We start from the raw sequence: 21437 nt of genomic DNA, 5'->3' as shown, positions 1-21437 counted from the left end.
TGATGAGACGGATGTGACGAATGAGGCCATTGATACACGCCGACGGCCGAGAGTGATGCTCTCGGCCGTCGGATCCAGCGGTTGATCGGAAGGCTCAGTCGCCTACTGTCACCGCGCGGGCTTCGTCGATGCTGTGTGGTGCCGGCTCGTGTTCGTCCACGTGGGAGAGGACTTTTCGGCCGGTCGCCAGGACGACGATGGCCAGGGCCGTGCAGGCCGCGCCGACCCAGAACGGGACGTGCATGTTGGATTCACCGAGCTTGCCGGCCAGGTAGGGAGCGGCGGCACCGCCGGTGAAGCGGACGAAACTGTAGGCCGCCGACGCGGTCGAGCGCTCCACCGGTGCCGAGATCATGACGGTCTCGGTGATCAGAGTGTTGTTGACGCCCAGGAACAGGCCGGCCACGACGGTTCCGACGATCAGGACGGTCTTGTTCTCGGTGAACATCGCCATGACGCCGAGGTCGACGGCGAAGAGCAGGAGCGAGAGCATCATCATGTTCAGCGTTCCGTAGGCCCGCTGCAGTCTCGGTGCGATGAACACCGATGCCACGGCCAGGCAGAGGCCCCAGCCGAAGAAGATGAAACCGATCGAGTAGGTGCCCATGTCCAGGGGGAACGGGGTGTACGCCAGCAGGGTGAAGAAGCCGTAGTTGTAGAGCAGTGCGGTGATGCCGACGGTCAGCAGTCCGCGGTGTCGCAGTGCCCGGAACGGGTCGAGGATCGACGTGGTGTGCGCGGGCTTGGGGGTGTCCGGGAGCATGACGATCAGCAGGATGAACGCGATGGCCATCAGTACCGCGACGCCGAAGAACGGTCCGCGCCAGCTGAATCCGCCGAGTAGGCCGCCGACCAGCGGGCCGGTCGCGATTCCGATGCCCAGTGCGGCCTCGTAGAGGATGATCGCGCGAGCGACGCCGCCGGATGCTGCACCGACGATGGTCGAGAGTGCCGTGGCGATGAACAGGGCATTGCCCAGTCCCCAGCCGGCGCGGAATCCGATGATCTCGCCGACGGAACCGGACATGCCGGCGAGGGCGGCGAAGACCACGATGACGGCCAGGCCGGCCAGTAGCGTGCGTTTGGGTCCGAATCGGCTGGACACGACGCCGGTGATGAGCATCGCGACGCCGGTGACGAGCATGTAGCTGGTGAACAGCAGCGACACCTGAGACGGCGAGGCGTGCAGTTGTTCGCCGATCGGCTTGAGGATCGGGTCGACGAGACCGATGCCCATGAAGGCGATGACGCTGGCGAACGCGACGGCCCACACTGCGCGCGGTTGCTTCAGCAGGCTGTCGGGGGAGGTGCTGGTGGTCACGAAAGAGTTCCTCTCTTTTCGCGATCGACGGGTTCGAGGATGCTGCGAAGCTCGCTCAGGCCGTCGGTCAATTTCTGGATTTGTTCCGGGTCTCGGTCGGACAGGTACGGGACGAGTCCGTCGACGATGTGACGGCGACTCGCGGCGAGCCACCGATGGCCGGCCTCGGTCATCTCGACGAGCACGGCCCTCGAGTCGTCGGGGTCGGACGTCTTGGTCACCAGGCCGTTCTTGCCCAACTTCGCGAGCAGTGCCGTGGCCGAGGGCTGCGAGCATCGGTCCAACTCGGCGAAGGTGCTGATGCGCAGGGGCTGATACTCCTCGAGCAGCGACAGTGCCCGCATCCACGCTCTGGGCCATTCTTCGCTGCCGAATCGGGCAGCCAAGCGAACGAAGCGTGACGAACTGGTGACCAGCTCCGAGACCAGATCTTTGAGGTCGTCGTGGGAATGGCTCACCGATTTATTGTTACATACACTAACTATCTATCGCAACGCGAGGCTCGCCGGCCGTTGAAATCGGGTGGGGTGAGCTCGGGGGAAGAGAGCGGTCAGTGTCGACTCAGTAGATCGGCGATCTCGCGATCCCACTCGGCGTTTCGGCGCCCGTCGTAACGGAAGCGCATGACGTAGTAGAAGCCGATCAGCGCAGTGGCCGCCAGGATCCAACTTCCGACAGCACTGAAGATCGCGGCAGCGACGACATCCGACGAGGTCAGTGGCCGCAGGCTCAGCTCGCCGGCGTCGTTCACCCAGATCTGAGCGGTCGTACCGACCGGCGACCCGGTGTCGACGCTGACGCGGCCGGTGTGCTCGACGCCTCGGTAGACCCACTGCGAGGGAACGGCCGTCACGGCGGCACCGTTGGTGGAGTCGAAGCTGGTCGCGGCAGTCGGTGCCACGGTTGCGACATCGGTCGTGGTGGCCGTCACCTGGTGAATCGACGTGCGCTGCTCATCGAGTCGTTGCTGCTGCTCGGAGTAGGCACCGGTGCCGATCCACAGCGAGAACGGCGCCATGACGATCAACAGGGTGACGACCCAGCGCTTGATCTGTGCCTGGCGAAGGTCGCAGTCGCGGAGAAGCGGATTGGGGTAGCCGGCGACCTCGTCACCTGCGATGCGAGTGTGCCCGGTGAGTTTGCGGCGCATGATGGTCCCCAGTGCTTTCGAAAATGATCCGACCGACCTGTCCACGATGCCCACGCTCACTGCGAGTATCAAGCGATAGGGGTCAGGGTCACATGTGACGGTCGTTATGACGGATTCGCCCCGGAAAGGTCGGAAGTGAACATCGATCGGGTGGGATGTGCCCGCGTTGCCGCGTCGGTAGCAGGTGCGGTGACAGTGCTCGGGGCGTGGACGGGCTCGGCACGGCTGCAGAAGATCGCCAAGCCGCTGATCGTTCCTGCATTGGCCACCGCCCTCGATCCGGTACACGACCGGGTGCTGGCGACGGGGCTGGTCGCAGCCACCATCGGCGACGTGCTGTTGATCGACCCGGACGACGACTCGGCGCTCGAACTCGGTGCCACGGCATTCGGAGTCATGCAGAGCTGCTACACGTTTCTGCTGTGGCGTCGTGGTGCGCGACCGGTTCTGCTGGACGCCGTTCCGCGATACGCGGGCTGGCTGGCCGCGTCGATCCTGCTGGCTCGACGCCAACCGGCGGTTGCCCCGACCCTGTCGGCCTACGGCGGCGTGCTCGCGACGACGTCGACGTTGTCTGCGCGGTCGGTCTCGCGTGGAGGTGATCGCCGGCTCGTCGTGGGCGGCATCCTGTTCACGCTGTCCGACGCGCTGATCGTCCACCGACGACTGTTCCTCACCGACGAACGGCAGCGCCGTACGGCGGAGGCGGTGATCCTGTCCACGTACGTGGCCGCTCAGATGCTCCTCGTCGACGCCCTGGCCACTACTCGTCGACGCCGTGACGGGGAAGCAGCAGAACACGCTCTCGATGGGCCGGGTCCACTCGAACGGCGATGACCGTGCCCGGCTCGAAGTGTGCGGTGTCGGCTCGGGGGATGCCGTAGACGATCTTGCCGAAGTAGCTGCTCGAGCCCGGCACGGTGAACTCCAGGTCGAGCTCGGCGGTGTCGTCGTCGATGCGCCGGATCGCGTCCACCGTCGCCCACCCCTCGACGCCGTGTTCGATCAGATCCTTCTGCTCGCGCGTGGGGCGTCCGGCGATCATCATGGCCAGGCCGAGGGCCGCGCCGAATCCGGCCACCAGGGCTGCCAACTGGTACGGCAACGTGCCGGGCGGGGTCTTGTCCACGAGCCAGCCGATCCAGACTGCCAGCACTATCGAATAGCCGATCGCCACGACGACGACGGCTCGCACGATCCTCGAGTCGTTCACTTCGGTACTCCTGTGCCGTCGGGAGACGGCGTTCGATCGATCGGAGATTGGGGGTTACTCGTAAGTAGGGTTACATGTACGGTGATCGATGTGACTCGACCAACTGTCTTCATCTCAGGTGCCGCGGCCGGCATCGGCCGTGCAACGGCACTCAAGTTCGCTGCCAACGGTTACCTCGTCGGTGCGTACGACATCGACGAGACCGGTTTGGCGTCACTCGGCAAGGAAGCTGCTTCGCTCAGCGGTCGGGTGTTCACCGGTACTTTGGATGTAACCAACTCCGACCAGTGGGAAACCCGGTTGAAGGAGTTCGTTGCCGAGGGTGACGGTCGACTCGACATCTTGATCAACAATGCCGGGATCCTCGCTGCAGGGGCCTTCGAAGACATGCCGCTCTCGGTGCATCGCCGCCAGATCGACATCAACGTCAACGGCGTCGTCTACGGCACCCACGCTGCATTCCCCTACCTCAGGGACACCCCGGGCGCGCAGGTCGTCAACCTGTGCTCGGCCTCGGCCATCTACGGTCAGCCCGAGTTGGTGACGTACGGCGCATCCAAGTTCGCGGTGCGCGGCATCACCGAGGCGTTGGATCTCGAATGGAGCAAGTACGACATCGCGGTCAAGGCCATGTGGCCGCTGTTCGTCCAGACGGCGATGACCGAGAAGATCTCGACGGGCACCACGAGCTCGTTGGGCATCAAGCTCACCGTCAAAGATGTGTCCGACGCGATCTTCGACGCCACCCGTCCGGTGAAGCGCCGGTTGCACAAGGTGCACTTCCCGGTCGGGCTGCCCTCCAAGGCGCTCTCGCTCGGTTCACGGTTCTCGCCTGCGTGGCTCACCCGTGAAGTCAACCGCCGTCTGAGCCACACCTAGAACGCCGCACCGGACGATGCCGGCGCTGCGCCGGTATCGTCTGTCTTTCGAGCAGTAGGTGTCGAAAGGTGGGTCGGGTTTTCTTCATGCTGAGCACGGTGCGGTCGAGCAGGACAAGACAATTCGGGACAGTGCGATTCGGAACGGTGCGGGCGTGGGTGGTCGCTGTCGGGGTCGGGTCGGCGCTCGTACTCACCGGCTGCAGTAGCGAGTCGGCTGCGCAAGCGCCGCCTACGTCGTCGACCACCACCCCCGTGCCGACCACCACGACGACCGCACCGACCACGACTCCGCCGCCGGTGACGACCACGTCGGAAGCGCCGCCGCCCCCGCCGGTCGAACCACCCCCACCGGTCGCGGAGCCGCAGACGACGTATGCCGCGATCGGCGGGGCCTATTACTTCACTTCGCCCGACGGGCTGTTTCAATGCGGCATCGTGCCGCTGTCGAGTCGCACCGAGGCCGGCTGTCAAGGCACGACCACCCCGGTTCCGCCGCGGCCCGACGACTGCATGATCAACTGGGGCAACGGTATTCGCGTGACCAACGACGGTCCCGCGGCATTCATGTGTTCCGGGGGAGTGGTGTACACCTCGGGTGGCGAGTCGATGGATCCGCCGCTGGCTGTCGGTGCGACCATCGCCGAGGGTGGCTACACCTGTACCTCGGCCGAGAACGGAATCTCGTGCGCGAACGACGCCACCGGTCACGGATTCCGGATCGCGCCCGATAGTAACGAAATCTATTGAGCGAGAACGAGATCGACGGCCAACCGGCCGAAGCCGGTCCCACCGAATGGGGTGAGAACCCGAACGGCGTCGGCCCGTGGTCGGACACCCACGACGAGCCGCCGCCCGCCGACCCGCGACTGGACCCCGAACTACTCGCCGCCGGTGATCGACGCAATGTCGTCGACGCATATCGATACTGGCGACGCGAGGCCATAGTCGCCGACATCGACACTCGCCGTCATTCACTGCACGTCGCCATCGAGAACTTCGCGAACGACGCGAACATCGGCACCGTGGTGCGCACGGCCAACGCCTTCGCTGCACAGGCGGTGCACATCGTCGGGAGGCGTCGATGGAACCGTCGCGGCGCGATGGTCACCGACCGGTACCAACACATTCACCACCACGATTCGGTGGAGGCGCTGATGGCGTTCGCCGAGGACCAGGGGCTCGTCGTCGTCGCCGTCGACAACACCCCGGGCTCGGTGCCGATCGAAACGGCAGAATTGCCGCGCAACTGCCTGCTGCTGTTCGGTCAGGAGGGTCCCGGCGTCTCCGATAGTGCGCGGGAGTCCGCGTCCATGACGGTCTCGATCGCGCAGTTCGGGTCGACACGCAGCATCAATGCCGGTGTTGCGGCCGGGATTGCGATGCACTCGTGGATTCGTCGCCACGCCGATCTCGATACCGCATGGTGAGGACAGGGCCTTACCAGGACGGGATGTAACGGTTCGGCAACGGTAGTGGCAGGATTGCGGGTATGCAGGAGTTGTGGTCGCAGCGTGCCGACGCTGCGGAGGGGGCCGTCGTCGCACGGCACATGCGTCGGCTGTGGGGACTGCCCGGTACGGCGCTCGGAGTCGTCGCGTGGCCGCCCGTCAAGCATGAGCGTGCCTTCCTGCGCTGGCACTACTGGTGGCAGGCACATCTGCTCGACTGCGCAGTGGATGCCGCCGACCGCGAACTCACCACGAAACGTCGACGACGCCTGACAAAGATCACCCGCGCGCACCGCACCCGAAACGTCACCGGCTGGACCAACAACTACTACGACGACATGGCCTGGCTCGGGTTGGCTCTCGAACGTGCGCAGCGTCAGCACTTCGTCGGAAATCGCAGCGGCATCCAGCAGATCGAGATGGAACTGTTCGACGCCTGGGCTCCGGCCGAAGGCGGCGGCATCCCGTGGCGCAAGAAATCCGACTTCTACAACGCGCCGGCCAACGGCCCGGCCGCGATCATGCTCGCCCGCACCGGTCGGCTCTGGCGGGCCCAGGAGATGTCGGACTGGATGGACCGCACCCTGCGTGACTCGCGCACCGGATTGATCCTCGACGGCATGCATTCCACCCGCGCCCTCGTCGACGCGGGCAAGTCCGGCGAGGTCGAACGCGCGATCTACAGCTACTGCCAGGGCGTCGCACTCGGACTGGAAACCGAACTCGCACTCCGTCTCGGCGAGCCGAGGCATGCGCAGCGCGTCCACGCTCTGGTCGACGCCGTCGAGAACCACCTCACCCGCAACCTCGTCATCACCGGCGGCGGCGGGGGAGACGGGGGCCTGTTCAACCCGATCCTCGCGCGCTACCTCGCATTGGTGGCCACCGAACTACCCGGCGACACCGACGCCGACGACCGTGCACGAGAGGTCGCCGCTGCAATCGTCCTCGTCTCGGCCGAGGCCGCATGGGAGAACAGACTCGAAGTGGAGGACAACCCACTGTTCGGTGCCGACTGGACCCGCGAAGCACGATTCCCGGGGCAGGGCCTGCACATCGCCACCTTCGCCGAGGGAACGGTCCGACCGTCCGAGGTGCCCGAACGCGACCTGTCCGTGCAACTCGGTGGCTGGATGCTCATGGAAGCGGCCTACCGCGTCTGCGCTGGTGGATTCTAGGTCGTTCCGCGGGTCTTACTCCACAACCTCGTCGACGACGATCGTCTCTTCGGGACGCGCCATTTCCTTGCGGTATTGCCAGATGCCCAGACCCGTTCCGACGACCAGCAGCACGATCATGCTGATCAGCACCGCGGGCATCAGCCACGGGATGCGCTGGATGAACGAGCCGAAGTAGAAACCGACGAGCAGCAGCACCGGTGCCCAGATGATCGCGCCCAGAGTGCTGGCGATGGTGTAGCGACGGTGATCCATCTTCGCCGCCCCGGCGACCATCGGGCACAGCGTGCGCACCCACGGGATCCAACGCGCGACGAGAACCGCCCAGAATCCGTGCTTTTCCAGCAGCAGATTTACCTTGTGCAGGTTCTTGGTGTTGAGGTACTTGCCGTTCTTGCGGGCCACCAGCGTCGAACCGGTTCGGTGGCCGATCATGTATCCCACCTGGTTGCCCGCGATCGCCGCGACCATCGCACCGACCGAGAGAGCCCAGATGTGGCCGGTGCCCGACGCGTGCGTCGCCATGACGATGCCCGCAGTGATCAGCATCGAGTCGCCGGGTAGGAACAGGCCGATGATCACCGCGCATTCGATGAACACGAATGCCATCACGATCACCCACACGACCAGCGGACCCGCAGACTGCAGCGGTCCGAAACTGCCGACGGCCTCGGTGGACACGGTCTGCAGTGCGGCGGCGGTCAATGCTGTGGCGCTCAGTGACACGGGCTCGATCGCTTTCGGATCAGGACTTGGAGTCCGGGGCGTCGGCTTCGATCGCGTCGGCTGCTTCCCCGAGTGGAGTCTTGCGGGCCTTGATCATGCGCTTGCCGACCTCGATCACGATGGGCAGGACGGACACGGCGACGATCAGCAGGAAGATGATGTCGACGTGGTCGCGGATGAACGCGATCTGTCCGAGCAGGTACCCCAGAACCGTGACACCCGCGCCCCACAGGATGCCGCCGACGACGTTGTACGTCAGGAACAGCGAGTACTTCATGTGCGACGCACCGGCGACGACCGGCGCGAACGTCCGCACGATGGGTACGAATCTCGCCAGGATGATCGTGATCGGGCCGTGCTTCTCGAAGAAGACGTGCGACTCGTCGATGTACTTCTTCTTGAAGAACCGGGCGTCGTTGCTCTTGAAAAGGGCAGCACCGCCCTTGGTGCCGATGAGGAAACCGACCTGGTCGCCGAGGATCGCCGCGATGGGAATCAGGATGACCAGCGTCCAAATGGACGCAAATGGCTCGATCTCGGTGGACTTCGACGCCGCGATCAGGCCGGCTGTGAAGAGCAACGAGTCGCCGGGCAGCAGCGGGAACAGCAGGCCGGACTCGATGAACACCACCAGCAGCAGACCGATCAGGACCCAGTGACCGAAGGAATTGAGCAGGTTCACCGGATCGAGGAAACCGGGCAACAGGGCCAGATTCGTCGTCACCGATTCCGAAGCAGCAAGAAGACTCACCGCGCCCACACTACCGGCCGAAACCGGCAACTCCTGAACAGTCGGTGTCGGCCGACCGTGAACTCGATGGCCTGTTCGGCACCCCTCGACGGACAACCACCCGAGAGGGACGTGAGCGGGTACGCACGACACCGAGCGCGGAGGTTGCCATACTGCACAGGACACAATCGAACTTTCAATGGAGGAATGACGCCGTGCCTATCGCAACTCCCGAGGTCTACGCCGAGATGCTGGGCCGGGCGAAGGAACACAAGTTCGCCTTCCCGGCAATCAACTGTGTGGGTTCCGAGTCCATCAACGCCGCCATCAAAGGCTTCGCCGACGCGGGTAGCGACGGCATCATCCAGTTCTCGACCGGCGGCGCAGAATTCGGCTCCGGCCTGGGCGTGAAGAGCATGGTCACCGGCGCTGTCGCGCTCGCCGAGTTCGCCCACGTCGTGGCTGCCGAATACGACGTCACGATCGCGCTGCACACCGACCACTGCCCCAAGGACAAGCTGGACACCTACGTGCGTCCGCTGCTCGCGATCTCGCAGGAGCGCGTCGACGCCGGCAAGAACCCGCTGTTCCAGTCGCACATGTGGGACGGATCGGCCGTGCCGATCGACGAGAACCTGGAGATTGCGAAGGATCTGCTGGCTCGTGCTGCGGCCGCGAAGATCATCCTGGAGATCGAAATCGGTGTCGTCGGCGGCGAGGAAGACGGCGTCGAGGCAGAAATCAACGACAAGCTGTACACGTCGAACGAGGACTTCCTCAAGACCGTCGAGGCACTTGGTGCCGGAGACGCCGGCTCGCGCTACCTGCTGGCGGCCACCTTCGGCAACGTGCACGGCGTCTACAAGCCGGGCAACGTCAAGCTCAAGCCGTCCGTTCTCGCCGACGGTCAGCGTGTGGCCAGCGAAAAGCTCGGCCTGGCATCGGGCTCGAAGCCGTTCGATTTCGTCTTCCACGGCGGATCGGGCTCGGCGAAGAGCGAAATCGAAGAGGCGCTCGAGTACGGAACGGTGAAGATGAACGTCGACACCGATACCCAGTACGCATTCAGCCGCCCCATCGCCGGACACTTCTTCTCCAACTACGACGGTGTGCTCAAGATCGACGGCGAGGTGGGTAACAAGAAGGCCTACGACCCGCGCAGCTACCTCAAGAAGGCAGAAGCCGGAATGACGGCCCGTGTGATCGAGGCCTGCAACGACCTGAAGTCGGCCGGACGCAGCGTCAGCGCCGGATAAGCGGCTGCGCCCCATGTGAGCGGAACCTCGTAGCCCACTACGAAGTTCCACTCACATGGGTTCTCAGCTGCACACCTTCCACTGATCGCCGTCGAGGCTCAGGTCGAAGGTGCGCGGCGAGCGATCGTTCGGGTTGGCGTCCGTGTGGGCGATGACCTGAGCGATCGCCGTGGTGTCGTCGGTGACCTGGATGGCGTCGATGCTGTCGACGGTCGGGATGTTGCCCTGCTCCACGGACACCCGATGCACGTCGGCGAACTCCGTGTCCGGGATGTCGCGGTAGAACGTCGCCAGGTCTCCGCAGGACGTACTGCGCAGCGTGGCCAGATCTCCGGCGGCCAGCGCCCTGGTGAACGACTCGACCGTCGTGCGAATCTGCGCTTCCGGGGAGTCTTCGACGCTCGTGCGGTCGATCAGCAGGTACGCACCGGCGGCCACTGCCGCGATCACGACTACCGCGGCCACCAGAGCCGCCCACCACTTCTTGTGACTCGGTTTGTTCGGTTCCGCAGCCGGCGGTCCGACGCGGCGTGGTCCGACCTGCTGCGGCCGAGCCTTCTGCGGTTCGATCTTTCTGGGCGCGATCTTCTGGGGCGTGATCTTCTGGGGCTCGGCTTTTCGAGGCGCAGCTACCGGCGAATCGGCTTCAGGTGCAGCGATCTTCTCGGTGGGGGCGTCCGTCGATTCGTCGGCCGGCTTCTTCTTGTTCAGGTCGATCTTGGTCGTGTCGGCCTCGGGGGTCGCATTGTTCTTCTCGTCCGACATGCGTTCTCCCTCGTTCACCGAATTCCTCGAAAGCTGTAAGTCCGAAATTTCGTCAGCTGGCAGCCTATCGACCGCGTGTGCAGCGCAGCGTGAGCGCCGCCGGGGGTGTTCGGACACGATTGGGTGACGTAGGGGCACAATGAGCGCCATGACTTCTTTCGGTGATCTGCTCGGACCTCAACCAACGCTGTTGCCCGGCGACGACGAGGCCGAATCCGCACTGCTGAATCACGAGGCTCCCGAGACGGTTGCTGCGGCCCATCCGACGGCGTCGATCGCGTGGGCGTATCTCGCCGAGGCCGCTCTCGAATCGGGTGCCACCATCACCGCGTACGCCTATGCGCGTACCGGTTATCACCGAGGTCTGGACCAGTTGCGTCGTAACGGATGGAAGGGATTCGGGCCGGTCCCGTACAGCCATGAGCCCAACCGCGGATTCCTCCGATGCGTCGCAGTCCTCGCCAAAGCCGCCCGCGACATCGGCGAGCACGACGAGTACGCCCGCTGCCTCGACCTCCTCGAAGACTGTGACCCCAAAGCAGCGGAAGCGCTCGGCCTGGGCTGATCGGGCCCGCGCGAGCCGGGCGCGTGGCCGAACCCGGATGAAGGCGGGCACCGAGCGGCTGCGGTTGTCGTTGTTGCCCATCGTGCAGTGCGCGTTGGCGGCCGGGGTCGCGTGGTTCGTCGCTACGGATCTCGTCGGTCACGAACGTCCGTTCTTTGCGCCCATTGCGGCCGTCGTCTCGCTCGGTGTGTCCCTCGGGGCGCGGTTGCGTCGATCGGCCGAGCTGGTGGCCGGCGTGACGGTCGGCATCGGCGTCGGCGATCTGTTGATCTCCCTGATCGGCAGTGGGCCGTGGCAGATTGCGCTGGTGGTCGTTTTGGCGATGTCGGCTGCGGTGTTCCTCGACGGCGGCCCCATCATCGCGATGCAGGCCGGATCGTCCGCGGTGCTGGTGGCGACCCTCATTCCTCCGGGCAACATGGGTGGCCCCAACCGCATGGTGGACGCGTTGGTCGGTGGTCTGGTGGGCATCGCGATCGTGGCGTTGATTCCGACGCATCCGGTGTGGCGGGCGCGTAAGGATGCGGCGAACGTGTTGGCGACCGCGGCGAGTGTGTTGCAGAAAGTGGCCGACGGGTTGGTGGCCAACGACCCGAAACCCATCGAGGATGCGTTGCGCAAGGCTCGGGCGACGCAGTCCGGCATCGATGCTCTGCGGACCGATCTCAAGGGCGGCCGGGAGATCGCGCGCATTTCTCCGATGTACTGGAATCATCGCACTCGGTTGGCGGCCCTGGCGGCGACGGCCGACCCCATCGACAACGCGGTTCGCAATATTCGGGTGCTGGCACGGCGGTCGTTGACCTTAGTGCGCGACGACGAAATTCTCGACCCGCGGGTGGTCGACGAGGTGGAGAAGCTGGCGCATGCGGTGGAAGTCCTGCGCCAGATGATTCTCGCCGATCCGGGGCAGAAGCCGGATGCGGCGGAGGCCGCGCGGGTGTTGCGGTCGGTCGCTGCCGGAGCGAAGCCGGAACTGATCTCGAACGCCGGGTTGTCGGCGACCGTGGTGCTCGCTCAGTTGCGGTCGATCATCGTCGATCTGTTGCAGGTCGCCGGGCTCAAGCGCATCTCAGCGCTGGCGACTCTGCCGCCGACGGTCAAGCATCCGCACGTCCCGCCGGAGTTGTGACCCGAGCACACCATTGCATATATGCGTATGTACGCATATGGTGACTGCCTGAAGTCGTTGCAGTCACGAGGGGGAGTCATGGGCGCGGGTCACGGACACAGCCACGGCGTGGGTGGTCATTCGCCCGACGGCGCGGGACCGCCCAGATCTCGGGTTCGCAAGATGATCGTGGCGTTGGCCGTTCTGGTGGTGTTCCTGGTGGTCGAACTGACCGTGGCGCTGGCCATCGGCTCGCTCGGTCTGCTGGCCGATGCCGGCCACATGCTCACCGACGTACTCGGAATGTCGATGGGCTTGATCGCTCTCGTCCTTGCGCGAAAGGGAAGTGCCGCAGCGGCAAGGACATTCGGTTGGCACCGTGCCGAGGTGCTCACCGCGATCGCGAATGCTGTTCTGCTGCTGGGCGTTGCGGCGTTCATCATGTACGAGGCGATATCTCGCATCGGCGATGCGCCCGAGATCCCCGGTCTTCCGTTGATTCTCACCGCTGCGGCCGGTCTTGCCGCGAACATCGTCGTCATGATGCTCATCCGCGGCGATGCGAAGGACTCTCTCGCCGTTCGCGGTGCCTACATGGAGGTGCTGGCCGACGCCGTCGGCAGCGTCGGTGTGTTGGTGGGCGGTGTGCTCATGCTGGTGTTCGGGTGGACCTGGGTCGACATCGTCGTCGGCGTGCTCATCTCGCTGTGGGTGGTTCCGCGTGCGATCAAGCTCGCCGGGTCGGCACTGCGCATCCTCACTCAGGCGAGTCCTGCCGATGTCGACGTGGACGCGTTGACCGGAGATCTGAGCGCCCTTCCCGGAGTGACGGGAGTGCACGACCTACATGTGTGGACCCTGACCACCGGAATGGACGTGGCCACCGTGCACCTGGAATGCGAGGGGTCGTCGTCGATGGTGCTCGATCGAGCGCGCTCGCTGTTGTCGACCTACGGACTCGACCACGCCACCGTGCAGGTCGAGCCGACCGCACACGGCCGAACCTGCAAGGAAGAGCTCACCTGGTGACGGTGCGTACCTCGGTTCCCGGACGCCAGACGTCGATCTGCATGTGATCGTCCACCAGTGACGTCAATACCACTTCGCCGATGTCGAGATCGAACACGTGATACGGCACGAGTTCGCCGGGAGCCGCGTCGAATATCGGTTGCAGCACAGCAGGATCGGTGATCTCTGCGGCGATTCCGCTGATCTTTGCGTCGCCGCCCTCCATCGAGTGGTGGCCGGGATTGCTGTGCAGTGCGAAGCGGCCGTCGCGCTGAAGATCTCGCGCTTTGGCGGCACCGAGCATCGAGCCCAGTCGCAGCACCCCGGTGTCCACGAACTCCACCTCGGTTCCGCTCACGCGCGGTGAGCCGTCTGCTCGTAGCGTCGCAAGAACATGGTGCTTGTGCGCGGTGAATCGGGCCCGCACCGCCGACGCGAGAGTCGGAGCCGCTGCCGAGAATTCGTTCCACGTCGTCATGCGCACATTATGCGATCGACCACCGACAGTGTTGGGCAGGAATGCACGGAACCTGCCCGAACAGACGGAATCCCGCCGATCGCGTTCGATATCGTGCACTCTTTCCCGCTGGACCTGTCAGATCCAGAATCGCATCAGGTAGTTGCCGTTGCCGGCGAAGAACTCGGGGACCCCCGACAATCCGAACAGGGTGTAGATCGCTCCGAAGAAGGCGGCATTGACAGCCGGCACGAAAAGCAACGCAACGAGGACGAGAATCCCGTATCCCTTGAACTGGTTCAGCGACGCTCGGGTGGTGGGTGAGAGCGAGGGTTCGAGGGCTGCGTATCCGTCGAGTCCGGGCACCGGGATCAGGTTGAGGATCGTGGCCATGATCTGCAGAAACGCCAGAAAGCTGAGCCCGTACCAGAAGGCGGCGTTGGTGCCGTCGGTACCGAACAGCCTGATGACCACCAGAAGTGCCACGGCCACAACTGCATTGGCGAACGGGCCGGCCAGTGCGATGCGCCGCTGGGTCGACGCCGAGAACTGTCTGGTACGCAGGTAGACGGCGCCGCCCGGCAGGCCGATCCCGCCGATCGCGATGAACACCACCGGGAGAACGATGGACAGCAGCGGGTGGGTGTACTTCAGCGGGTTCAGGGTCAGGTAGCCGCGGAGCTCGACTTCGCGATCACCGGCTCGAAACGCGGTGTAGGCGTGGCCGAATTCGTGCAGGCACACCGACGCGATCCACCCGGCGAGAACAAGCACGAACACTCCGATGCGCGCGGCGACGGACGTGACGTCGTCCGCCGTCCAGGCAAGGGCACCACCGATTCCGGCGACGGCGAGCACCGCGACGAAGATCGGGCTCGGCAGTACGGGACTGCGCCGCACCGGAACGGTCATCGGACCAGTGGGGCTGTCATCGGACCAGCAACCACTCCTGATGGTGGCGGTAGAAGGTCGACCGCTTCACCGCCTTGCCGCCGGCGATGCCGTCGCGCGTCAGTTCGGCGGCGGGGGAGCCGAGTTGCATGGCGCGGCCGCTCACCCAGCGGCGCGGCAGAAATCGGCGACGGCCGACGACGCGTGCACGGAGGCCGGGCATGTCCGGGGTGGGAGCCACCTCGACTCCGGGCACGACGCCGGAGAACAACCGGGTGTCGTCGACATAGGCCTCGCCTTCGAGGTCGGTTCCGTCGGCACCGCCGAGCAGAGCCCTCCCGACGACGGCCTTGCCTGCATCGTCGCGGATGAGGGGTGTGCTCGACGCAGTGCCCGTCAAGGCGACCTTGGCGGCACGTGACCCGGTGCCCAGCTTGTAGATGTGAGCGGCATCGGTTGCGTTCTCCGGCACGAACGCGACTTCGACGTGCAGCCGTTCGGTGCGCATCAGGCGCGTCAGCAGCGCGGCGAGGGACGCATCATCGCCCAGGACGATGATGCGTGGCTCGGGGGCGGATTCGATGTCGGAGAAGATCGCGCTGCAATCGTCGTCGGTCGGTACTGCGTCGGCGTTGCGCAGTGGGACGTCGGTCAGCGTGATCGGCAGCAGCGGGTTGCCGCACTGCAGAACGAACGGTGTCACGGCGCTCCTAGATCTTCCGATGAATCCTCGTCACGACCATAGTGCCCTCGTTCGGCGTCGACCGTAGCGGCATGCGGGCCAGCTCACCGCCTCGGCTAGACTGTTCCCCCGGCCACTGTCGCGCCTGCGACGAATGGTGACTGCTGCATTCGCTCTAGTACATCTGCAGCACGTCCTTGCACGAAAGCAACGTAGGAGAGCACATGCCGGCGATAGTCCTGATCGGCGCCCAGTGGGGCGACGAAGGCAAAGGCAAAGCCACCGACCTGTTCGGCGAACGACTTCAGTGGGTGGTTCGCTACCAAGGCGGCAACAACGCCGGCCACACCGTCGTTCTTCCCAACGGCGACAAGTTCGCGCTGCACCTGATCCCGTCGGGAATTCTGACGCCGGGCGTCAAGAACGTCATCGGTAACGGTGTCGTCGTCGATCCGGGTGTGCTGCTCACCGAGCTCGACGGCCTAGAAAAGCGCGATGTCGATACGTCGAACCTGCTGCTCAGCGCCGATGCGCACCTGATCATGCCGTACCACGTGGCCATCGACAAGGTCACCGAGCGCTTCCTCGGAGCCAAGAAGATCGGCACCACCGGGCGCGGCATCGGCCCGTGCTACCAGGACAAGCTCGCCCGCGTCGGAGTGCGTGCGGCGGATGTGCTCGACGAGAAGATCCTGACCCAAAAGGTCGAGGCTGCACTGGAATTCAAGAACCAGGTGCTCTCGAAGATCTACAACCGCCGGGCGTTGGACCCACAGCAGGTCGTCGACGAGGTGCTCGAGCAGGCCGAAGGTTTCAAGCACCGCATCACCGATACGCGCCTGCAGCTCAACCTAGCGCTCGAGCGCGGCGATACGATTCTGCTCGAGGGATCGCAGGGCACGTTGCTCGACGTCGACCACGGCACCTATCCGTACGTGACGTCGTCGAACCCGACGGCAGGCGGTGCGTCCGTCGGCTCCGGCATCGGCCCGAACAAGATCACCACGGTCCTCGGCATCCTCAAGGCCTACACGACGCGTGTCGGTTCGGGTCCGTTCCCGACCGAGCTGTTCGACAACCACGGTGAGTACCTGGCCAAGCAGGGCGGCGAGGTGGGCGTCACCACCGGTCGTGCCCGACGTACGGGCTGGTTCGACGCGGTCATCGCTCGGTACGCCACCCGCGTCAACGGCATCACCGACTACTTCCTGACCAAGCTCGACGTGCTGTCCAGTCTGGATACCGTCCCCATCTGCGTCGCCTACGACGTCGACGGCGTCCGTCACGACGAAATGCCGATGACGCAGACCGGTTTCCACCATGCGAAGCCGATCTACGAAGAGATGCCCGGTTGGTGGGAAGACATCTCCGGTGCCCGGACATTCGAGGAACTGCCGATCAACGCGCAGAACTACGTCCTGCGTCTCGAGGAACTGTCGGGCGCGTACATGTCGTGCATCGGTGTGGGACCGGGCCGCGACGAAACCATCGTCCGTCGAGACATCCTGCGGTAGCCGAACCCGTTATCGAAAAGCCCCGAGGCGCACTGCCTCGGGGCTTTTTGCTGTCTCCGCACGAACCTGTAGACCCAGGAACGTCTGTGTCGATGAAACAAACTGTGCTCTCGTAGACCGGCTGGAAACAATCATTCGGACGGGTAATCGTCCGAAATCGGCCGTCGGCAGTTGTCCGATTCAACCGATTCCGGATGAGGCTCTGCTTTACAGATGATCGCGACATGTAAACGCAGAGTTCGAAACGAGCGGCTGAAAAGACTCCTGGACTTTTACTCTCACTTGGGTAACAGGCCACGTAGACGTGGCGAAACAATGAGCATCGCACCAATTGCGGAGGCCTCTTCGGATGGCCGACGATCCGATCGGATCACCCCCCTCGGCCCCGTGTGGCCACCGAAGAAAGTAGAACGAATGAACAAGGCAACCAAGGGCGCGCTCGCTGCCGCTGCCGCTGGCGTGCTCCTGCTCGGCGGTGCCGGGTCCTACGCGCTCTGGAGTGATAGCGAAACCGTCGACGGTGGCACCGTGACTGCAGGTATTCTCGACATCGCTCCCGGTACCAGTACGGGATGGAGAGACATTTCGGCGGGTGCGCCTGGCACCCCGATCCCATCGATCGCCAGCTTCCGTATGGTACCCGGCGACATCCTGCAGTACGACGCAACATTCGTAGTCACCGCCACCGGTAACAATCTGACCGCGACGTTGACGGCTGATCCGCTGACCGCAGTGAGGTACGACGGCACTTCCGGATTGACTGCTGTCAATGCTCCGGTCGTGGTTACCAACTCGACCGGATCCAACACAATCACCTCCGCTCAGGCCGGACAGACGATCACGGTGTCGGCGAAGGTCACCTTCGATAGGGAAACCGCCAATCAGGTCGGTCAGAACGGCACTATCAATTTGTCGACGTTCAAGCTGAATCTTCAGCAGACACGTCCGTAGTCATTTCGGTTCGTGTCGAAACTCAGACCGAGAGTCAAGACAATGTGGCTCGGTATTGCGGTTGCGTCGGTGGCTGTCCTGGCCTTTGGGTCAGTGCAGACTACCGGCGCACTGTGGCGCGACCAAGAGACGATGAACGCGGGGTCGGTCAAAGCGGGCACGTTGACTCTCTTTGCGGGTGGAGATTCGACTACGACCTCCCAGGTTTTCCAGTTCGACAACCTCGCCAAAACTTTGATTGCACCCGGTGAATTCGGCCAGGGTGCGATGGTGTTGAGGAACGGTGGCAACGTCCCGCTGCGGTTCAGAGTGAGCAGGATTGGGTTGACGCCGGCTACGGTGGCACCGGCCACGCCGGTGCAAGTCGCCGTAGACGTTCGGATCGGCACGACTGTTGCTGCTTGCACGACGACCAGTGCGCCGTCGGGCCCGTCCGTAGTCAGCGTTTCCGCGAGCACGTCGTCGCCTGCAATCGTCCCCGTCGGAACGCCGATCTTGGAGCAGACCATTCAGGCCAATCAGGCAGTGGTGCTGTGTGTGCGGTCGACGTTGGTGTCCGCCTCGACGTCAGTGTCGTCGTCGTACCGACATGAATTCACCATTGTTGGAGAGCAGGTGCAGAAGTAATGACGACCGCTGAGCAGACCAGCGAGAAGACCGGGCTCCGCTGGTGGATCGTCAACGTTATGTCCTTGCTTCTCTTGTTCTGTGTAGTGGCGATCCTCCTTGCAGCCGTGGTTGTGCCGAAGGTCAGCGGATCGCAGGCATATACAGTTCTGACCTCATCGATGGAACCGACGTATCCACCTGGAACCTTGATCGTCGTCAAGCCGGGCGACGTGCAGTCGATGGGCATCGGCGAACCCGTCACATACCAAATTGCCTCCGGACTGCCCGAAGTGATAACGCACAGGATCGTCGCCGTCGGTTTCGACGCAGAAAACAGGCGGGTTTACACAACGCAGGGCGACAATAATCCGCGTCCTGATGAGAGCCCGGTCAAGCCCGAGCAAATCCGCGGAAGGGTTTGGTACAGCATTCCGTACCTCGGGTACGTGAATAATTGGATTACCGGTGAGCGCCGAACGACCGCCGTATACGTGATTGCGGGCGGCTTGGTTGCATTCGCGCTCTATCAGTTTGCGAGCGCAGGGATCGACCGGTCGCGGCGAAAGCTGCAGTCGTGAGCTTTCTCCGTCCGGTGTTCAACGTCCTGTCCAGTACTCGCGTTCGTGCGCTTCTGTCGCTCGGGATGGTTCTGGGCCTCGGCGCCGTGGGCACTCTTGCCGCGTGGTCGTCGACTGTGGTTGCGACGTCAGGTCAGTTCACAACCGGAACTGTCGACATAACCATCAACAACTCGAACGATCCGGTGACGTACGCGTCTGCACCGCTGACCGGGTTGTTTCCCGGTTCGATTACCTCAGGGGCATTCACTGTCCGCAACGTCGGGTCGACAAATTTCTCGTACTCCGTCGCTGTTACCGGGACTGGTCTCGGCGCATTTTTCGATGTAACTGTCAGGAAGGACGGAAGTGTGACTGCGCCGTGCACTGACGGCACTGCAGTCACGCCATCACTCGCTCCTTTGCCCGCGAATCTACAGATTGCTCCTGTGGCAGCACCCCTGGCCGCCACAAGCGGAGTTCAAGTTCTGTGCGTAAGTCTGCGACTGTCGCCGGATGCCCCTGCTAGCGCGCAGAGCTCGACGGGGAACGTCAGCCTTCTCTTTACTGCGACGGGGGCTTGATGGCCAAGTCGAGACAAATGATGAAGGAATCCGCGCTCAATATCGGTGCGCTCTTAGGCGTTATTTGCTTCGTCTTCGCTGTGTGCGCTGTCTTCTTCGGCATCACACCGCTGATATTCCGTTCCGGCTCGATGAGCCCCGCGATTGATACGGGATCTTTGGCCTTGGCGCGTACCGTACCGGCGTCGTCGCTGACGGTCGGCGATATCGTGAGCATCAACCGTACGGATGGATCGCGTATTACGCACCGAGTTAACAAGATTCAGGGTTCTACCGGAAACTCTGTGTCGGTCCTCCTCAAAGGCGACGCAAATGCGGACGTCGATGCCGACAGTTATGCAATTACCGAAGCCGATCGAGTTTTCGCGCATGTGCCTTTTGGCGGCTATGTAGCAACGTGGACCACCACGCCGTTCGCCTGGGTGCTCGGCGCTGGACTTGCAGCATTCTTATTGTATGTCGCATGGCGTCCGGAGCCGAGTGCGCCACGTACGCCGAGCGGCAGGCACTCCTTGTCCACCGGGATTGCACTTGTAGCTGCTGGTGCGACCGCTCTGGGAATGGGGTATGCGCATCCTGACGTGACTGAGGCTGCTCTATCGGACACTGCGACTGTTCGGCCGGGGCCGCTAGCAGCTGGTACCTTACCCAACCCGACAGGACTGGTGTGCTCGGGCGGTGGGGCGTTGGCAGGATCGGTGACTTTGACCATCGGCCGTCCCGTGGCTCCGGTCACCGGGTTTCAGGTGGTAGTTCGGAATGCTGCAGGTACAACTTCCACGGCCCCGATGGCTTTCACGGTGCCGCAGACCGGTAGCGCCACCGCGGTGGTGACTTCCGGACTTCTCGGGGCATTGTTGGGCGGAACTTCGTATGCAGACGTTCGATCGACTGCTGGGCAGTGGGTCTCGCCCGGGAAACAGACCCAGACAATCACCTCTTTTCTAGGTGTGAATTGCAACGGCAGCGCCACCGCGTCGGCTAGCAGGCAAGCTGTGCCGATACCGTCGCCGACGATCGATAGTTCGGTGGCTAACACGACCGCGCCCGAGATCGCGGCATCGACCACGACAGCGACCACGACACCGACCACGACGGTTGCGCCTCCGAAAGCTACGGAAGTGCCACCAATGACGACGACGTCGGCACCGACCGTCCCCACCGAACCGGTCGTTCCCGCACCGATTGTCCCTGAACCAGTCGAGCCCGGACCTGCCGTCCCTGAGACGTCGGCGCTTCCGCCAGCCCCTCCAGCAAGCGCATTTGTCTCACCCGGTTCGCCGAAATCCTCGGGTGAGTACACAGCGAGTGTCGCACAAGGTGTGCTGGCAATAACCGATCCCGCGGAGGTGATCGTGTACGAATACCCAGTGTCGTCGAGTGAGCGTTACGGCACAGGGGCAGTGTGGTCCTCCAACGGCAGCTTGTACATCCTCTCGGAGAAATCTGCTCCGGTGCAGTTGGCTCCGTCAGGTGATGGCACGTTTGTTTCGAGTACGAAATCGACCGCTGACTTACCGTCGGACATCGCCGCGTTGCTTTAGCCCCGATCCACCGACGTCATCCCGCTGGGCTTCGTGTGCCGGCCTCTTACCACGGTTCCGGCGGCGGGTTGCAGGTGGTGCTGATCGCTCCGCTGTACCTACGCCGAGTCCGCGCCTCATGATGCCGAGGGCATGTGCGCGAAAGGTCCGTCGGTCAGACCCGACAGCGAGGTCTCGATGATCGCGTATGACCGGAGGTCCATTGCGGAGGACCTGCTTACCCGCGATTTGGAGCGATCGTAGGAGGCGCGCCTCGTTCGGCGTGTACGTAGACCGGCCGAAGGCGCGAGTCGATG

The 21437-nt window shown here is 63.8% G+C and carries 24 protein-coding genes; 13 read left to right on the top strand and 11 right to left on the bottom strand.

Annotation, left to right across the window (positions count from 1 at the left end; all coding sequences use genetic code 11):
* Nucleotides 1–94: 94 nt before the first annotated feature.
* The 3 genes from CH278_RS22005 to CH278_RS21995 form a co-directional block, all read right to left on the bottom strand.
* Nucleotides 95–1321 carry an MFS transporter gene (locus CH278_RS22005; protein ID WP_057472648.1) on the bottom strand — a complete coding sequence of 409 codons (1227 nt, stop codon included), beginning with the start codon at nt 1319–1321 and terminating at the stop codon, nt 95–97.
* The gene (locus CH278_RS22000; RefSeq protein ID WP_094622811.1) at nt 1318–1779 is read right to left on the bottom strand and encodes a MarR family winged helix-turn-helix transcriptional regulator; all 462 of its coding nucleotides are present in this window, start codon (nt 1777–1779) and stop codon (nt 1318–1320) included. Before CH278_RS22000 ends, CH278_RS22005 begins: the two co-directional genes overlap by 4 nt.
* 92 nt (nt 1780–1871) lie before the next feature.
* Complete coding sequence (locus CH278_RS21995; protein ID WP_094622810.1) at nt 1872–2471, bottom strand: Rv1733c family protein; 600 nt, start codon at nt 2469–2471, stop codon at nt 1872–1874.
* Nucleotides 2472–2612: 141 nt separating this feature from the next.
* Here CH278_RS21995 and CH278_RS21990 point away from each other — a divergent pair, with 141 nt between their 5' ends.
* Nucleotides 2613–3308 (top strand): lysoplasmalogenase, encoded by a 696-nt coding sequence (locus CH278_RS21990; protein ID WP_048317257.1) that lies wholly within the window; start codon nt 2613–2615, stop codon nt 3306–3308.
* Here the strand turns inward: CH278_RS21990 and CH278_RS21985 are convergent.
* Nucleotides 3235–3684 carry a hypothetical protein gene (locus CH278_RS21985; RefSeq protein ID WP_027494309.1) on the bottom strand — a complete coding sequence of 150 codons (450 nt, stop codon included), beginning with the start codon at nt 3682–3684 and terminating at the stop codon, nt 3235–3237. The two genes, CH278_RS21990 and CH278_RS21985, sit on opposite strands and share 74 nt — an antisense overlap.
* A 90-nt stretch (nt 3685–3774) precedes the next feature.
* On the opposite strand from CH278_RS21985, the gene CH278_RS21980 reads away from it, so the two are divergent.
* The 4 genes from CH278_RS21980 (at nt 3775) to CH278_RS21965 (ending at nt 7191) form a co-directional block, all read left to right on the top strand.
* The gene (locus CH278_RS21980) at nt 3775–4563 is read left to right on the top strand and encodes an SDR family oxidoreductase (RefSeq protein ID WP_027494308.1); all 789 of its coding nucleotides are present in this window, start codon (nt 3775–3777) and stop codon (nt 4561–4563) included.
* A 131-nt stretch (nt 4564–4694) separates the two neighbouring features.
* Nucleotides 4695–5312: a DUF6636 domain-containing protein gene (locus CH278_RS21975; protein ID WP_230591112.1), complete on the top strand. Its 618-nt coding sequence runs from the start codon at nt 4695–4697 to the stop codon at nt 5310–5312.
* Nucleotides 5309–5992: a TrmH family RNA methyltransferase gene (locus CH278_RS21970; RefSeq protein ID WP_051364881.1), complete on the top strand. Its 684-nt coding sequence runs from the start codon at nt 5309–5311 to the stop codon at nt 5990–5992. The genes CH278_RS21975 and CH278_RS21970 overlap by 4 nt, the downstream gene beginning before the upstream one ends.
* A 62-nt stretch (nt 5993–6054) precedes the next feature.
* Entirely contained in the window at nt 6055–7191 is a 1137-nt protein-coding gene (locus CH278_RS21965) for a glycoside hydrolase family 76 protein (RefSeq protein ID WP_094622808.1), read from the top strand.
* Between the two features lie 15 nt (nt 7192–7206).
* Here CH278_RS21965 and CH278_RS21960 read toward each other — a convergent pair whose 3' ends face one another.
* Both CH278_RS21960 and CH278_RS21955 read right to left on the bottom strand, forming a co-directional pair.
* Nucleotides 7207–7872: a DedA family protein gene (locus CH278_RS21960; protein ID WP_027494304.1), complete on the bottom strand. Its 666-nt coding sequence runs from the start codon at nt 7870–7872 to the stop codon at nt 7207–7209.
* A 64-nt stretch (nt 7873–7936) separates the two neighbouring features.
* Nucleotides 7937–8677: a VTT domain-containing protein gene (locus CH278_RS21955; RefSeq protein ID WP_371828753.1), complete on the bottom strand. Its 741-nt coding sequence runs from the start codon at nt 8675–8677 to the stop codon at nt 7937–7939.
* A 185-nt stretch (nt 8678–8862) separates the two neighbouring features.
* On the opposite strand from CH278_RS21955, the gene fbaA reads away from it, so the two are divergent.
* Entirely contained in the window at nt 8863–9903 is a 1041-nt protein-coding gene (gene fbaA, locus CH278_RS21950) for a class II fructose-bisphosphate aldolase (protein WP_027494302.1), read from the top strand.
* A gap of 63 nt (nt 9904–9966) precedes the next feature.
* On the opposite strand, the gene CH278_RS21945 is transcribed toward fbaA, so the two are convergent.
* Nucleotides 9967–10668, bottom strand: a complete 702-nt coding sequence (locus tag CH278_RS21945; RefSeq protein ID WP_094622807.1) for an Rv0361 family membrane protein — start codon at nt 10666–10668, stop codon at nt 9967–9969.
* Nucleotides 10669–10816: 148 nt separating this feature from the next.
* Here CH278_RS21945 and CH278_RS21940 point away from each other — a divergent pair, with 148 nt between their 5' ends.
* The 3 genes from CH278_RS21940 to CH278_RS21930 all read left to right on the top strand — a co-directional run bounded on the left by CH278_RS21940 (nt 10817) and on the right by CH278_RS21930 (nt 13373).
* Entirely contained in the window at nt 10817–11233 is a 417-nt protein-coding gene (locus CH278_RS21940) for a DUF3151 domain-containing protein (RefSeq protein WP_027494301.1), read from the top strand.
* Between the two features lie 37 nt (nt 11234–11270).
* Nucleotides 11271–12365: an FUSC family protein gene (locus tag CH278_RS21935; protein WP_032371495.1), complete on the top strand. Its 1095-nt coding sequence runs from the start codon at nt 11271–11273 to the stop codon at nt 12363–12365.
* Nucleotides 12366–12443: 78 nt separating this feature from the next.
* Nucleotides 12444–13373, top strand: coding sequence for a cation diffusion facilitator family transporter (locus CH278_RS21930; RefSeq protein ID WP_027494299.1), 930 nt, complete (start codon nt 12444–12446; stop codon nt 13371–13373).
* Here the strand turns inward: CH278_RS21930 and CH278_RS21925 are convergent.
* The 3 genes from CH278_RS21925 to CH278_RS21915 all read right to left on the bottom strand — a co-directional run bounded on the left by CH278_RS21925 (nt 13363) and on the right by CH278_RS21915 (nt 15403).
* Nucleotides 13363–13830, bottom strand: a complete 468-nt coding sequence (locus CH278_RS21925; RefSeq protein ID WP_032391292.1) for a pyridoxamine 5'-phosphate oxidase family protein — start codon at nt 13828–13830, stop codon at nt 13363–13365. The genes CH278_RS21930 and CH278_RS21925 overlap by 11 nt on opposite strands.
* Before the next feature lie 117 nt (nt 13831–13947).
* Entirely contained in the window at nt 13948–14721 is a 774-nt protein-coding gene (locus CH278_RS21920; RefSeq protein ID WP_032382287.1) for a site-2 protease family protein, read from the bottom strand.
* Nucleotides 14722–14737: 16 nt separating this feature from the next.
* Nucleotides 14738–15403, bottom strand: coding sequence for a hypothetical protein (locus CH278_RS21915; RefSeq protein WP_052053266.1), 666 nt, complete (start codon nt 15401–15403; stop codon nt 14738–14740).
* 203 nt (nt 15404–15606) lie between these two features.
* On the opposite strand from CH278_RS21915, the gene CH278_RS21910 reads away from it, so the two are divergent.
* The 3 genes from CH278_RS21910 to CH278_RS21895 all read left to right on the top strand — a co-directional run bounded on the left by CH278_RS21910 (nt 15607) and on the right by CH278_RS21895 (nt 19034).
* Entirely contained in the window at nt 15607–16896 is a 1290-nt protein-coding gene (locus CH278_RS21910) for an adenylosuccinate synthase (protein WP_027494295.1), read from the top strand.
* Nucleotides 16897–17310: 414 nt separating this feature from the next.
* Nucleotides 17311–17847, top strand: a complete 537-nt coding sequence (locus CH278_RS21905) for an alternate-type signal peptide domain-containing protein (RefSeq protein WP_032371491.1) — start codon at nt 17311–17313, stop codon at nt 17845–17847.
* 626 nt (nt 17848–18473) lie between these two features.
* On the top strand, nt 18474–19034 hold the full coding sequence (locus CH278_RS21895; protein ID WP_094622806.1) for a signal peptidase I: 561 nt from the start codon (nt 18474–18476) through the stop codon (nt 19032–19034).
* A 133-nt stretch (nt 19035–19167) separates the two neighbouring features.
* On the opposite strand, the gene CH278_RS28065 is transcribed toward CH278_RS21895, so the two are convergent.
* Entirely contained in the window at nt 19168–19419 is a 252-nt protein-coding gene (locus CH278_RS28065; protein WP_230593050.1) for a hypothetical protein, read from the bottom strand.
* 177 nt (nt 19420–19596) lie between these two features.
* Here CH278_RS28065 and CH278_RS28060 point away from each other — a divergent pair, with 177 nt between their 5' ends.
* On the top strand, nt 19597–21141 hold the full coding sequence (locus tag CH278_RS28060; RefSeq protein ID WP_230593049.1) for a signal peptidase I: 1545 nt from the start codon (nt 19597–19599) through the stop codon (nt 21139–21141).
* Nucleotides 21142–21437: the final 296 nt, after the last annotated feature.

Origin of the sequence: Rhodococcus sp. 05-2254-5 (assembly GCF_002258575.1) — a bacterium.
In the GTDB taxonomy this organism is placed as follows: Bacteria; Actinomycetota; Actinomycetes; order Mycobacteriales; family Mycobacteriaceae; genus Rhodococcoides; species Rhodococcoides fascians.
The sequence above is the reverse complement of the archived record's forward strand: the minus strand, read 5'-3'. Positions and strand labels throughout refer to the sequence as shown.

What these genes read in the sequence shown, in the direction of transcription:
- CH278_RS21995 (WP_094622810.1), bottom strand. Translation starts at nt 2,471, where the DNA reads ATGCGCCGCAAACTCACCGGGCACACTCGCATCGCAGGTGACGAGGTC.
- CH278_RS21965 (WP_094622808.1), top strand. Translation starts at nt 6,055, where the DNA reads ATGCAGGAGTTGTGGTCGCAGCGTGCCGACGCTGCGGAGGGGGCCGTC.
- CH278_RS21945 (WP_094622807.1), bottom strand. Translation starts at nt 10,668, where the DNA reads ATGTCGGACGAGAAGAACAATGCGACCCCCGAGGCCGACACGACCAAG.
- CH278_RS21940 (WP_027494301.1), top strand. Translation starts at nt 10,817, where the DNA reads ATGACTTCTTTCGGTGATCTGCTCGGACCTCAACCAACGCTGTTGCCC.
- CH278_RS21935 (WP_032371495.1), top strand. Translation starts at nt 11,271, where the DNA reads ATGAAGGCGGGCACCGAGCGGCTGCGGTTGTCGTTGTTGCCCATCGTG.
- CH278_RS21930 (WP_027494299.1), top strand. Translation starts at nt 12,444, where the DNA reads ATGGGCGCGGGTCACGGACACAGCCACGGCGTGGGTGGTCATTCGCCC.
- CH278_RS21925 (WP_032391292.1), bottom strand. Translation starts at nt 13,830, where the DNA reads ATGACGACGTGGAACGAATTCTCGGCAGCGGCTCCGACTCTCGCGTCG.
- CH278_RS21920 (WP_032382287.1), bottom strand. Translation starts at nt 14,721, where the DNA reads ATGACCGTTCCGGTGCGGCGCAGTCCCGTACTGCCGAGCCCGATCTTC.
- CH278_RS21910 (WP_027494295.1), top strand. Translation starts at nt 15,607, where the DNA reads ATGCCGGCGATAGTCCTGATCGGCGCCCAGTGGGGCGACGAAGGCAAA.
- CH278_RS21905 (WP_032371491.1), top strand. Translation starts at nt 17,311, where the DNA reads ATGAACAAGGCAACCAAGGGCGCGCTCGCTGCCGCTGCCGCTGGCGTG.
- CH278_RS21895 (WP_094622806.1), top strand. Translation starts at nt 18,474, where the DNA reads ATGACGACCGCTGAGCAGACCAGCGAGAAGACCGGGCTCCGCTGGTGG.
- CH278_RS28060 (WP_230593049.1), top strand. Translation starts at nt 19,597, where the DNA reads ATGGCCAAGTCGAGACAAATGATGAAGGAATCCGCGCTCAATATCGGT.